Raw genomic sequence first — 12,769 nt, forward strand, 5'->3', positions numbered from 1 at the left:
GGCTTCACTCTCCTGCTCCACAGCGCCGCGGCAGGCAGCGCGCGCGCCCGATCATGATGACCACGATGGTGGCGATCCTGGCCGCGGTGCGCCGCCTAGAACCGCCAGCGCAAGCCCACCTGGTACTGGCGTGGTGCGCCGGGGGCGACGAAGCGCGAGGGGCCGTCCTCGACCGCGGCGTCCTGCGGGCGCGCCAGCGCGCCGTCGGGGAACAGGTCCTCGGCGATCGCCGCATAGGTCTCGTAGCGGCGGTCGAACAGGTTGTTGACGCGCAGGTACAGCGACAGGCCCTCGGCGATCTGCCAGGTCCCGTGTACGTCGATCAACGCGTAGCCGCCGGTGGACAGGTCGTGGCGCGCCGCATCCTCGCCGTCCTCGGCATTCTCTGCCAGGCCGTCCTCGTTGCCGCTGGCCACGCGCCGCGAGAACGCGCGCAGATCCGCGCCCAGCGCCAGTTGCTCCAGCGCCTGCCATTCCAGGCCCAGCTTCAGCGTGTTGCGCGGCAGGCCGGCGATGCGCATGCCCGGATGCAGGTCGATGGTGCGTTCGCCCGATTGCAACTCGCCGTCGCTGCGGTAGGTCGCATCCAGGTAGCTGTAGCCGGCGAACCAGCGCAGCGCGCCGCTACTGGCGCGGTAGCTCAGGTCCGCGCCCTGGTAGCGGGTGCGGTCGACGTTGTCGAAGTAGCCCAGCTGGGTGTTCGGCGCGCGCAGGAACAGGATGTCGTCGCGGTTGTCGGCGCGGTACAGCGAGGCGTTGAAGGCCTGGTCCGGCGACGGGTTCCAGCGCAGTCCCACTTCGTAGGTGCGCGAGACGATCTGCTCCAGGCGCGGATCGGCCTGCAGCCCGGTCGGCAGCCGGCAGGGTTGTTCCGGATCGGCGCAGCCCAGTTCGATCGCGGTCGGCGCGCGGCTGTTCTGCGAGGCCGAGGCGAAGGCGGTGAAGCCGCCGCCCAGGCGCTGGGTGATGCCCAGCGACGGGTTGGCCTTGGCGAACACGAAGCGCTCGCGCGGCAGCGCGCCGTCCTCGGCGGTGGACAGCACGTTGCTGACCTCGACCCGGTTCCAGCGCAACGCCGCGGTCACGTGCGTGGCCTCGGCGACTTCCCAGGTATCGGCGGCGAACACGCCCAGCGTGCTGCTGCGGCCGCTGACCCCGGAAAAGAATTCGCGCTCCTCGTCGGGATCGGCGGCGACGGAGCGGTCGTCCTGCACGAACCCCTCCTGCTCGTACTGCCGGTAACGCACCCGGTTGCGGTCGTAGGTGGCGCCGACGCTGAGCGCATGCGCGCCGGCCTGGTGGCTGAAGTTCAGCGCCACGCCTTCGGCGCGCTGGCGCATCTGCGTGGTGTTGAGCACGCCGCTGTGCAGGGCGTCGGACTCGGCGCGCGGCACCTCGCAGTCGTCGTCCAATGGGGTGCCGTCGGCGGCGTAGCCGTCGGCGCACTCCTCGACGAATTCCTCGTAGTCCTCATTGATGTCGCCGTTGACCGTGTTGCGGCGGCCTTCGCGGTAATACGCCAGCAGGTGCAGCGCGGTGTCCGCGTCGAAGCGATGGTCCATCTGCGCGGTCAGCAGCGTGTTGCGGTTGCGGGTCAGGTCCGGCGAGGTGTAGACCGCCTCGCGGTCGGCTTCGTACAGGCCGGGCTCGACACCCTCGTCGGTGTAGCGGCCGCTGGGCAGCAGGCCGTTGCCGATCAGGCGGCTGCGCCCGTGCAGCAGCGACACGTCCCAGTCGGTGCGCTCGCCCTGCCGTCCCACTTTGCCGAACACGGTGCCCAGGCGGCCTTCGGAGGCGTCGCGCCAGCCGTCCTCGTCGAAGCCGGTGACCGCGACGAAGGCATGCAGGCCGTCGCCGCCGGCGTAACCGTAGGAGGCGTCCAAACGCTTGCGCGCGCCGCTGCCGAACGACAGGTCCGCGCGCAGCCCGGGCGCGGTCAGGCCCGACTGGGTGGTGAACGCCAGCGCGCCGCCGAGCGTGTTCGGCCCGAACAATGGATTGGAACCGGGCATCAGCGCGACGCTACGGATCGCCGCCTCCGGCATCATGTCCCAGCTGACGATGTCGGCGAACGGCTCGTTCATGCGCACCCCGTCCAGGTACACCGACACGCCCTGCGAGGCACCCGGCAGCGCGGAGGCGCGGAAGCCGCGGAAGGTGAGATCGGTCTGGAACGGACTGCCCTGCACTTCGTTGGTGTCCACGCCGTTCATCTGCCGCAGCATGAAATCGGTGAGGTTGCCGGCGTGGCTGCGCGCGATGTCGTCGGCGTTGGCGGTCTGCACCGTGTACGGCAGGTGGTCGGCGTCGATCAGCGTGCCGGGGATCGGCGTGGCGGTGACCTCGATCCGGTCCAGCGCGGTGATCTGCGCATCGCCGGCGTTGACCGTGGTCTGCGCGCCGGCCGGCGCAGTGGCCAGGGCGACCGCGGCGGCGACGGCCAATGCGAGCGCGCTCGCCTGCGGGGTGGTGCGTCCGTTGTGTCTGCGCATGCCTGCTCCTTGGTTTCAGTAAAGTACGACCGACTTGATGCCCCGGCCCTCGCGGATCGCATCGAAGGCGCGGTTGATGTCCTGCAGCGGCAGCGTCTCGCTGATCAGCTCGTCGATACGGATCTCGCCGGCCAGGTAGCGCTCGACGTAGGCCGGCAGTTCGCTGCGACCCTTGACCCCGCCGAACGCGCTGCCGCGCCAGGCGCGGCCGGTGACCAGCTGCAGCGGCCGCGTGCTGATCTCCTGCGCGCTCGGCGCCACCCCCAGGATGATGCTCTCGCCCCAGCCCTTGTGGCAGCACTCCAGCGCCGCGCGCATCGCGCGCACGTCGCCCACGCATTCGAAACTGTGATCGGCGCCGCCGTCGGTGAGGTCGACGATCACCTGCTGCACCGGCGCGCCGAAATCCTTCGGGTCCAGGCAATCGGTGGCGCCCAGCGCGCGCGCCAGCTCGAACTTGTCGCGGTTGATGTCGACCACGATGATGCGCCCGGCGCGCGCCATCACCGCGCCCTGCACCACCGACAGGCCGATGCCGCCGAGCCCGAACACCGCCACGCTGTCGCCGGGCCGCACCCGCGCGGTGTTGAGCACCGCGCCGATGCCGGTGGTGACCGTGCAGCCGAGCAGGCACACCTTGTCCAGCGGCGCGGACGGATGGATCTTGGCCACCGCGATTTCCGGCAGCACGGTGTACTCGGCGAAGGTGCTAGTGCCCATGTAGTGCAGGATCGGCCGCCCGCGATGCGAGAAGCGGCTGCTGCCGTCGGGCATCAGCCCGCGGTCCTGGCTGGCGCGGATCGCCTGGCACAGGTTGGTGCGGCCGGACCGGCAGAACTTGCACACCCCGCATTCGGGCATGTACAGCGGGATCACGTGATCGCCGGGGCGCACGCTGCTCACGCCGATGCCGACCTCCTCGACCACGCCGGCGCCCTCCTGGCCCAGGATCACCGGGAACGCGGCGTCCGGATCGGCGCCGGACAGGGTGCTGGCGTCGCTGTGGCAGACGCCGCTGGCGACCATGCGCACCAGCACCTCGCCGGCCTTGGGCGGCTGCAGGTCCACTTCCTCGATGGCCAGCGGCTGGTTCGCCGCCCAGGCGACCGCGGCTCGCGTCTTCATTCAGCTCTCCCCGACATCCTGCTGCCGCGCCGCATGCGTCCCTCGCCTCACCGCGCGATGACCACACCCCAGGGCATCTCGCCCACTGCGATCTGCTTGATCTCCTTCATCGTCGTCGTGTCGATGACGCTCACGCTGTTGGAGCGGCCATTGGCCACGTACAGCTTCTTGCCGTCGGCGGTGAGCGCCGGATTCCACGGCCGCTGCCCGACCGGGATCTCGGCCAGGGTGCTGCGCGCCGCCGGATCGATCACGCTGACCGTGCCGGCACCGCCATTGGACGCGTAGACGCGGCTGCCGTCGTGCGAGATGGTCACCCCGGCGGTGCGTTGCCCGGCCGGAATGCTGGCCACGCGCCGCCGCGCGACCAGGTCGACCACGTCGACCACGTGGGCCGACTCCTGCGCCACGTACACGGTGTTGCCGTCCGGCGCGAACGCCATGCCGCGCGGATGGCCGCTGGTGGCGATGACGCCGGTGGACTTGCCGGCCTTCAGGTCGATCACGTCGAGGTCGTCGGAGCCTTCGTTGCTGGTCAGCAGCAGCGCGCCGTCGGGGCTGTACACGCAATGTTCCGGCGCCTGCCCCTGGGTGGCGATGCGCGCGCCGATCGCGAAACTGGCCGGATCGATCAGCATCACCTGATTCTGCCCTTCCACGCACACCGCGAACTGCTCGCCGTTCGGCGACACGGCGATGCCCTCGGCGTTCTCGCCGATGTCCACGCTGCGCAGGATGCGGTCCTGCGCGGTATCCAGTTCCAGCAACCGGTGGCCCTGCGCGTCGATCACGTACAGGTGCCCGGCCGGCCCGGGCAGGATCTGCTGCAGGCGCTTGCCGAGCTGGCCCTGCGCGGACAGCGTGCGCAGCACCACGTCGGTGCCGGTGTCGATCACCGAGATGGTGCCGGCGCGCTGGTTCGGCACGTAGGCCAGCGCGGCCGCGGGTGGTGCGGGCGGCTTGGCCGCGGCGCTGTCGGCGGCGGGCGCCGGCGCGCGCTGGCAGGCCGCCAGCAGCAGCGCCAGCGCAGCGATGCCCAGCGTACGTCGCGCGCCTTGGGTCATGGAGCCGCGCCCGCGGTCTTGTTGATCGAGTGGATGAAGGCCAGCAGCTTTTCGGTGTCGCCCTCTTTGAGCACCGGCGCGAACGGCGGCATCTGCCCGACCACCTTCTCATGGCCGACCCGGACCTTGCCGTGCGCGGTCATGCCGGCGGTGCCTTCGTCGATCAGCGCGCGCAGCGTGTCGTCGTCGTGGCCGTAGACCCACACGTCGTTGGTCAGCGGCGGGCACATGCCGCCGCCGCCGGTGCCGCCGTGGCAGGCGCTGCAGCCGGCCGACATGAAGATCTTCTTGCCTTCGGCGGCCAGCTCCGGCGTCACCTTCACCGGCGGGCCCTTCGGAATCGGGGTGACTGCCGCCGGCGGCGGGGTCGCGGCGGCGGCCGCCGGCGCAGCGGCCGGGGCGGCGTTGGACGCAGGTGCGGCCGCGGGGGCGGCCGACGCAGCGGCAGGCGCAGCGGCGGCGGGCGCGGAAGGCGGGGCATCCTTGCCGCAGGCGGCCAGGACCAGGGTCAACGCGAACAGGGACAGGGACAGCAGCTTCGGCACGACGGAACGGCGGACGACGGCATTGCGCATGGGGAAAGAACCTTTGCGGGACGGACTGTGGGGACGTAAACGCCGCGGCTGCGGCGCGAGCAGGAAGAGCGTGGCGATCATTGCGTGCGTCGGTGTTCGGCCTCCGTCAGCAATTGCGCCAGCGACGCATCGCCGCGCTGCTGCGCCAGCGCCGCCGGGGTCTTGCCGTCGGCGTCGCGGGTCGCGGCATTGGCGCCGGCGGCGAGCAGGCGGCGGGTGGCGTCCTCGCGGCCGGCGGCGGCGGCCAGCATCAACGGGGTGACGCCGGCGCGGTTGGCCCGGTCGGCCTCGGCGCCGCGCGCCAGCAGGGCGTCGAGCATCTTGGGGTCGTTGCGCGCCACCGCGAACATCACCGGGGTGAACCCGGCCGGATTGCTGCGGCGCACGTTGGCGCCGGCGCCGAGCAAGGCCTGCACCAGTTCGACATCGGCGTAGGAAATCGCCAGGTCGAGCGCGGTCCAGCCGTCCTTGGACACCACGTCGACCTTGGCCCGGCGCGCCAGCAACTGTTCGGTGCTCTGCGCATCGTTGGACCAGGCCGCCTTCATCAACGGCGTCCACCCGTTGCCGTCGCGGGTCTCCACATTGGCGCCCGCGGCCAGCAACTCGCCGACCAGCGTCGGCGCCTGGTTGCGGATCGCCTGGTGCAGCGGCGGCTCGCCCAGCAGGTTGGGCCGGTCGGCGCTGGCCCCGTGGCGCAGCAGCCAGGCCACGCGCACGCCATCGCCGGCGTCGAGCGCATGCGCCAGTTCCTGATTGGGATCGGCGCCGTCGGCGATGCGCAGCTGCAGTTGCGCCAGCATCGCCGAGGAGGTCTGCGGGCTCGGTGCCGGGGCATCGGTGGCAGGCGTGGCGTAGCTGCCGTGCGAGCGCAGATCGCCGTTGACGACGCACTCGGCGCAGGCCACCAGCGGCACGTGGTACTCGCGCAGGATCGCGTCGATCTTGCCGGCGCTGCGTTGCATCGCCTCGTTCAGCGCGTCGCGCAGCGCCACGTTCTTGCGCGACACCGCCCACGCCATCGAATACTCGAGCACTTCGTCGTCGATGACGTTCAGCGGCACCATGCCCAGGCCGCCGCGCGCGGCGTAGTAGCCGGCGACCGGGCCCCAGGATTCGGCGGCGTCGAGTTGCCCGCCGGCGACGCGTTCGGCCAGCTTGCCGGGATGCTCTTCCGGCGCGGTCGACGAATCGTAGAACAGGTACTGCACGTCGCCGGTCACGCCGTGGTCGTACAGCGCCTGCCGCGCCGGCGAACTCTGGAACACGCCGATCTTCAGTTTCTTCAGCGCCGGATCGTCCAGCGACGTCGGCTGCAGCGCCAGGCCCTTGCGGGTCACCAGCACGTAGGTGGAGCGGTACAGCGGACGCGTGGGCAGGCCCATCTCGAAGTCGCTGTTCATGTCCATCAGCACGTCGCAACGCCCGGCGTTGATCGTGCTGCGCGCCAACCCACGTTGGTAGTAGGTGCGCCATTCGTATTGCAGGCGCCGGCCCATCGCCTCGGCGAGGACCTGCGCGATCTTGTTCTGGAAGCCTTCGCCTGCGCGATTGGACAACGGCATGTTGCCCGGATCGGCACAGACCCGCAGCACCGCCGCATCGGCGGCGATCGCGGTGGCGGGCGTTTCCGCCGCCGGCTTGGCGGCCGCGCTGGAGGCGGCCTCAGGAACGCGAGCCGTCGCGGACGACGGCTCGCGCGTGCAACCTACGGCGACGAGTCCGAGGCTGCAAAGCAGCAACACGGCGCGCGCGCCCTGGTGCAGGTGCCGCGAGACGCGTGCCTTGCGGCACGCGTTCGCAGCATGGGCGCGTGGCCGCCGACTCATCGCGCGGTCTTGGCCGCGGCGGCCGGCGCTCCGCCCGCCGCCGCGGTGGCGGGAGCGGTCGGGGTGATGGTCTTGCCGGTGCCGTCGATGCGGAAGGTATGCACCATGCCGCCCAACGGGATCTTGTCGAAGCCGTTGCTGAAGGCCAGCCCGGCCGCACCCAGTGCACCGTACGGATCGCCCGGGTCCAGGCCGCCGGCGATCGGCAGACCGATCCAGCCGCCGATGCCGGAGAACACCGCCACGTACTGGTGGCCGTTGGCCTTGTAGGCGATCGGATTGCCGATGATGCCGGAAGGCAACTTCATCTCCCACAGCTTCTTGCCGGTGTCCTTGTCCACCGCGCGGAACCAGCCGTCGAGCGTGCCGTAGAACACCAGCCCGCCGTCGGTGACCAGGGTGCCGCTCCACACCGGGAACTTCTCCTTGATCTCCCATTTGGACTTGCCGTTGACCACGTCGAACGCCTTGACGATGCCCAGCGCGCCGGGCTCGTTCGGCTTCATCATCACGTTGGCGAACACGTACGGCAGGCCCATCATGGTGTTGCCGCGCTCCTGCGGCTCCAGCTCCATGTGCCAGTTGTTGGTGCCGCAGAAGAACACCGCCGAATCGGCCGGATCCACCGAGCACGGCTGCTGGTCCTTGCCGCCCATCGCTGACGGGAACGCCTGCACCTTCTTGCCGCGTTCCAGCGGCGAATGCGCGGCGACCTTGATCGGACGCCCGGTCTTCATGTCGATGCTCTCGGCCCAGTTGGCCGGCACGAACTTGTGCGCGCGCAGCAGGGTGCCGTCGCGGCGGTCGAGCACGTAGGCGAAGCCGTTGCGGTCGAACTGCACCACCGAGGGGACCTGCTTGCCGTCGATGGTCAGGTCGACCAGGATCGGCTCGTTGATGCCGTCGTAGTCCCACTGGTCGAACGGCGTCTTCTGGTAGCCCCACACCGCCTCGCCGGTATCGATCTTGCGCGCGAACAGGGTCATCGACCACTTGTTGTCGTGTTCGCCGTTGTTGCACTCTTCCTGCGTGGTCTTGCCGCAGCGGTACGACGGGCTCCACAGGCCGGGATTGCCGGTGCCGTAATAGACCAGCTTCAGCTTCGGATCGTAGCTGTACCAGCCCCACGCCGCGCCGCCGCCACGCTTCCATTCCTCGTTGGGGAAGGTCTTGATGCCCAGGTCGCCGAGCTGGCCGTGCTGCGGATTGGCCTTGTTGAAGTCCGCGCCCAGGCAGATCGCCTTGTCGCTGCCGGCGGCGTCGCACGACCACACCTGCTTGCCATCGGCCAGCGAGTACGCGGCGACGCGACCGAGCACGCCGAACTCGTTGCCGCTGATGCCGGCGACGACCTTGCCGTCGGCGATGATCGGCGCCATGGTGATGGTCTCGCCCTTGTCCGGGTGCGCCATCTTCTGCTTCCACACTTCCTTGCCGGTCTTGGCATCGAGCGCGATCACGTCGCCGCTGAGGCTGCCGAACACCAGCTTGCCGTCGGCATAGGACGCGCCACGGTTGACCGTGTCGCAGCACGCCACCGCCACCGAGCGCTCGTCCTGCTGCGGGGTGTATTTCCACAGCACCTTGCCGCCGTCTTCCTGCGCCGCCAGGTCGATCGCGAACACGTTGTTCGGATACGCGCTGACCATGTACATGATGTTGCCGATCACCAGCGGCTGGCCTTCGTGGCCGCGGGTGGCGTCGGTCTTCATTTCCCACGACATCTTCAGGTTCTTGACGTTGTCGCGGTTGATCTCGGCCAGCGGGCTGTGCCGGGTCAGCGCGAAATCGCGACCGATGCCGCCCCAGTTATCGGGATTGCTGGCGTTGTTGGCGAACTCGGTGTCGGTGTCGACCGCCGCAGCGGGCGCGGCCGCGGCCGGTTGCTGTGCTGCGGGCGCGGCGGGCGCCGCAGCCTCTTCCTGCTTCTTGCAACCGGCCAGCACCAGCACGGTGGCCAGCGCGAGCAGCGTCCAGGTGCGGGTACGACATGGATGACTGTGCATCGTTCTACTCCCCTCGTTGAAGTGCCGTGGCGCTTGCCGTCAAACGGCTGGCGCGGCGGGATGCGGAAACATCGAGAGAGACAGAGCAATCGACGTGCCATCGCGTTGTTGCACTGCGCCATCCTTGCGCCTCAAGCATCGGCTACGGCGCCAGCGCAGGCGCACCCTTGCGCCATGGTCGCGCTGTATCGAGAACGGCACACTCTGTGCCACGGGCTTGTATCGCCGTTGGCGCAGCCGGGAGCAGAGCGCCCCGCAAAGCGACAGCGACCGGCGTGACTGGAAGAAGCCAGGCCAGGCGCCGAACCGATCGGTCACCGGGCTACCGGTGCGCATGGCGCGACGGCTACGTGCTGTCCGACGTGCCGTTCAACCAGCACAGCGGCCATGGCGGCAACAGCGAGTCCGAGTCTCCAGCGCTGGAGGCGCAGTATCTGGCCGACCTAGGCCTGCACTCGCAACCGCTGGCGGCGAGCCAGCATCCGTTCCGGTGGCGCACGTGCGCCGCTACACGCAACTGGTGTTCAACATCAGCGCCTATGCGCGGTACCGATGCGCCTCTGGCGCCATGCAGGATTTGAGCAACACTATTGCACCACGAAGATTGCTGGATCTGCAGCGTCGCAGAATCCCAACGCAGGACGGCAACCGCCGCGTCCGCAGCCGCAGGCTGTTGCTGTTGCTGTTGCTCTTGCTGTTGCTGTTGCTCTTGCTGTTGCTCTTGCTGTTGCTCTTGCTGTTGCTCTTGCTGTTGCTCTTGCTGTTGCTCTTGCTCTTGCTGTTGCTGTTGCTGTTGCTTTGGACTTTTCGGGGTCCCTTACGCAGCGGCGAATAGGCCGGGAAAAACCTCGAAGGGGCGGCGCACAAGGATGTGCGCCGTTCGCGGCAGGGGCAGGATGCCCCTTCCGCGAATCCCGGCCTATTCGCGGACCCGGAGCACGCAGTGCGGAGGGCGCGGAGGCGGGGTGTGCTTTCTTTTGGTTACTTTTCTTTGCACAAGCAAAGAAAAGTAACTCGCCAAAGGCGAAAGCTTTTGCCTTGCCTTTGCTTTGCTTCCCCTCTTACTGCCAGGAGGATGCACAGATTGCCAATCGCCAGGCGACGCATTGGTCCGGGGAGGCTGGTCTGCACAACGGTCGCGTCGGGACTGAAGTCCCTCCCACAGAGAAGACGCCCTACGCGGCAGCGTCCTGCCACCACGCCAGCAGCGCAGCGCAATCGGCGAAATGCAGATCGGCCAGCGCCGGCCATGGATTGTCCGGATGCAGCAGCACCGTCGTCGCCCCTGCGGCGCGACCGCACTGCAGGTCGTACGCATGATCGCCGACCATCGCCAGCGTGTGCGGCGCCACGCCCCAGTGCGCGGCCAGCTGCTGCAGGCCGCCCGGATGCGGCTTGGGCGGCGCTTCGTCGCGGCCCAGGACGGCTACGTCCTCGAACAAGTGGTCGACGCCGATTTCCTGAAGGGTCAGGTGCGCCAGTTCCTGCGCGTTGCGGGTCAGCACCGCCAGTCGGCATCCGGCAGCGTGCAGCGCCTGCAGCAACGCCGGCGCGCCGGGTGCGGCGATCGCGGCAGTGGCCAGCGCGCGCTCGTGCTCCAGCAGCCAGGCATGCTTGGACGCGCGCTGCGCGGCCGGCAATGCCTCCAGGTGCTGCAGGATGTCGGCTTGCGCCGGAATCTGCAGCTCGCGGCGGATCAGCGCGAAATCGTGCACGGCCAGCGTCAGCGTGCCGTCCATGTCGAACACCCAGTGCCGCACCTGGCGCAGCGCCGCGGCGTGCGCGGCGGCGCCCTCGCCCATCGCGCTCAGTCCCATCCCGGCATCTGCGAACCGTCCAGGCCGCCGGTCTCGAACACCGCGGTGCGGGTGCCGCCGGCCTTCACCGGGAATTCGATCTGCAGCACCGTGGTCTTGCGCGCCAGCTTCCACAGCGCCTTGTGGTCGGTGATGAACATCGCGATCGCCTCGTCGGTGTTCGGGCGCCACGCCGCGGCCGCGCGCGGCGCCGCGTCGTCGGCCTTCAGCTGCACCTTGCAGCCGCCGGCGCAACGGAAATCGCCGGCCTGCAGCACCAGGTAGGCGCTGCGCTTCCACTCCGGATGATCGCGGAACACCAGTTGCACCGGCTTGGGACCGCTGCCGTCCACGTCGACCTTGTCGCGGCTGTACAGCATCGCCGAGCGCTGCGTGCCCTTGCCGGCCGGCACCTGCGAATATTCCCAGGCGGCCTGCATGCGCCGCAGTTCGCGCGCCGCCTCGCCCTTGGCCTTGACCTCGGCGTAGCCGGGCTGGATGCGCTCGGCCGCGTCCGAACCGGGATATTGCTCCAGCAGCGCCGCGCCATGGATCCGCGCCAGGTCCCAGTTGCCGGACTTCACCGCGGCGTCGTACTGCTTGGCCAGGTCGTCGGCGGCCTGTTGCCTGGCCTGCGCCTCGGCCGCGGCCTGCGCCTTGCGCTCGGCCTCGTGGTCGCCGCAACCGGCCAGGGCGACGGCGCACAGCGCGCCGAGCAGAATGCGTTTCATCGGGGGGCTCCTCGTTGGATCAGGTCATCGATCGCCTGCGCGACCTCGGTCGGTTTCTCGACGATGGACATGTGGCCGCTGCCGTCGAGCAACACCTGCAGCGCCTGCGGCACGCGCTCGGCGTACAGCGCCAGCGCGCTAGCGTCGATCACCGCGTCCTGCACGCAGTTCAGCAGCAGCGCCGGCTGGCGGATCTGCGCTGCTTCGTCGAACGGCAGGAAGGCTTCGTCGCTGCGGCCGATCCGCGCCAGCACCTGCTGTTCGAAGCCGGCCTCGCTGCGCCGCCAGGCGACGATCGAGGACACCGTCCAGGACGGGATGCGCGGCTTGCTCGGCTCCAACAGGAACACCGTGTCGATGTAGCGATGCAGCGAGTCGGCGTCGTACACCGCGAACGGGTTGTCGCCGTCCAGCACCGCCTGGCCGAAGGCGTTGTCGGAAAAGCGCACGCCGGCGGCGTTGAGCAGGCCGACGCGCTCGAACAGCTCGGGATGGCGCGCGGCGGCGAGCGCGGCGATGCCGCCGCCCATCGAATGCCCGACCAGCACGCATTCGCTGCCCGCACGGCGCACGCAGTGCGCAGCGAACGCGGCCACGCGCTCGGCCTGCGCGGCGAAGCCATAGTCCTCGCCGTCGATGCGCTGGCTTTCGCCCCAGCCGGGCAGATCGGGAACGAACAGGTGATAGCGATCACCGAGCGCACGCGCCAGCGGCAGCCAGTTCTCCTTGCTGCCGGTGAAGCCATGCACCAGCAGCAGCGTCGGCGCGGCGGGATCGGCCGCGGCGCGGTGCAGATAGGTCCAGCGATGCCCGGCAACCTGCGCCTGGTGGCGCTGCAGGCCGCTGCCGCTGCGCAGGCGCAGGCTTTCCAGGCGCACCAGCAGGAACGGATCGCGGCGCACCGCGAACAGCGCGCACAGCAGCAATGCCAGCAGTACGGTCGCGGCGAGCGCCAGCAACAGCAGCAACACCATCATCAGCAACATGCAAGAGCCGGGAACCGTAAACGTGCCATGCGCCTACCTTCGCATGCGACCCGGCCTGCGCCAAGTCCCGCATGGGACGGCCTGCTAAGCGGACTCCGGGTGTCTCTAACAAATGTGGGAGCGACTTCAGTCGCGACGGGCTTTCCCGGGAAAGCCGTCGCGACT

Annotated in this window: 10 protein-coding genes; 1 reads left to right on the plus strand and 9 read right to left on the minus strand. The window is 69.5% G+C overall.

What is annotated here, in order from left to right; genetic code table 11:
- Positions 1 to 95: 95 nt before the first annotated feature.
- The 6 genes from VDQ83_RS16905 to VDQ83_RS16930 form a co-directional block, all read right to left on the minus strand.
- The gene (locus VDQ83_RS16905; protein ID WP_455435799.1) at positions 96 to 2,492 is read right to left on the minus strand and encodes a TonB-dependent receptor; all 2,397 of its coding nucleotides are present in this window, start codon (positions 2,490 to 2,492) and stop codon (positions 96 to 98) included.
- A gap of 15 nt (positions 2,493 to 2,507) precedes the next feature.
- The gene (locus VDQ83_RS16910) at positions 2,508 to 3,617 is read right to left on the minus strand and encodes an S-(hydroxymethyl)glutathione dehydrogenase/class III alcohol dehydrogenase (RefSeq protein WP_263395779.1); all 1,110 of its coding nucleotides are present in this window, start codon (positions 3,615 to 3,617) and stop codon (positions 2,508 to 2,510) included.
- Between the two features lie 47 nt (positions 3,618 to 3,664).
- Positions 3,665 to 4,681, minus strand: coding sequence for a beta-propeller fold lactonase family protein (locus VDQ83_RS16915; protein ID WP_455435800.1), 1,017 nt, complete (start codon positions 4,679 to 4,681; stop codon positions 3,665 to 3,667).
- Positions 4,678 to 5,256: a c-type cytochrome gene (locus VDQ83_RS16920; protein ID WP_455435808.1), complete on the minus strand. Its 579-nt coding sequence runs from the start codon at positions 5,254 to 5,256 to the stop codon at positions 4,678 to 4,680. Before VDQ83_RS16920 ends, VDQ83_RS16915 begins: the two co-directional genes overlap by 4 nt.
- 77 nt (positions 5,257 to 5,333) lie before the next feature.
- Entirely contained in the window at positions 5,334 to 7,085 is a 1,752-nt protein-coding gene (locus VDQ83_RS16925; RefSeq protein ID WP_455435801.1) for a quinoprotein dehydrogenase-associated putative ABC transporter substrate-binding protein, read from the minus strand.
- Positions 7,082 to 9,091 carry a methanol/ethanol family PQQ-dependent dehydrogenase gene (locus tag VDQ83_RS16930; RefSeq protein ID WP_455435802.1) on the minus strand — a complete coding sequence of 670 codons (2,010 nt, stop codon included), beginning with the start codon at positions 9,089 to 9,091 and terminating at the stop codon, positions 7,082 to 7,084. The genes VDQ83_RS16925 and VDQ83_RS16930 overlap by 4 nt, the downstream gene beginning before the upstream one ends.
- A 499-nt stretch (positions 9,092 to 9,590) precedes the next feature.
- On the opposite strand from VDQ83_RS16930, the gene VDQ83_RS16935 reads away from it, so the two are divergent.
- On the plus strand, positions 9,591 to 9,926 hold the full coding sequence (locus VDQ83_RS16935) for a hypothetical protein (protein WP_455435803.1): 336 nt from the start codon (positions 9,591 to 9,593) through the stop codon (positions 9,924 to 9,926).
- Between the two features lie 340 nt (positions 9,927 to 10,266).
- On the opposite strand, the gene VDQ83_RS16940 is transcribed toward VDQ83_RS16935, so the two are convergent.
- The 3 genes from VDQ83_RS16940 to VDQ83_RS16950 are packed head-to-tail and all read right to left on the minus strand — an operon-like array spanning position 10,267 to position 12,604.
- On the minus strand, positions 10,267 to 10,908 hold the full coding sequence (locus VDQ83_RS16940; protein WP_455435804.1) for an HAD family hydrolase: 642 nt from the start codon (positions 10,906 to 10,908) through the stop codon (positions 10,267 to 10,269).
- Positions 10,899 to 11,618, minus strand: coding sequence for a hypothetical protein (locus VDQ83_RS16945; protein ID WP_455435805.1), 720 nt, complete (start codon positions 11,616 to 11,618; stop codon positions 10,899 to 10,901). Before VDQ83_RS16945 ends, VDQ83_RS16940 begins: the two co-directional genes overlap by 10 nt.
- Positions 11,615 to 12,604 carry an alpha/beta fold hydrolase gene (locus VDQ83_RS16950; protein WP_455435806.1) on the minus strand — a complete coding sequence of 330 codons (990 nt, stop codon included), beginning with the start codon at positions 12,602 to 12,604 and terminating at the stop codon, positions 11,615 to 11,617. Before VDQ83_RS16950 ends, VDQ83_RS16945 begins: the two co-directional genes overlap by 4 nt.
- Positions 12,605 to 12,769: the final 165 nt, after the last annotated feature.

Source organism: Xanthomonas sp. WHRI 7945, assembly GCF_035026585.1.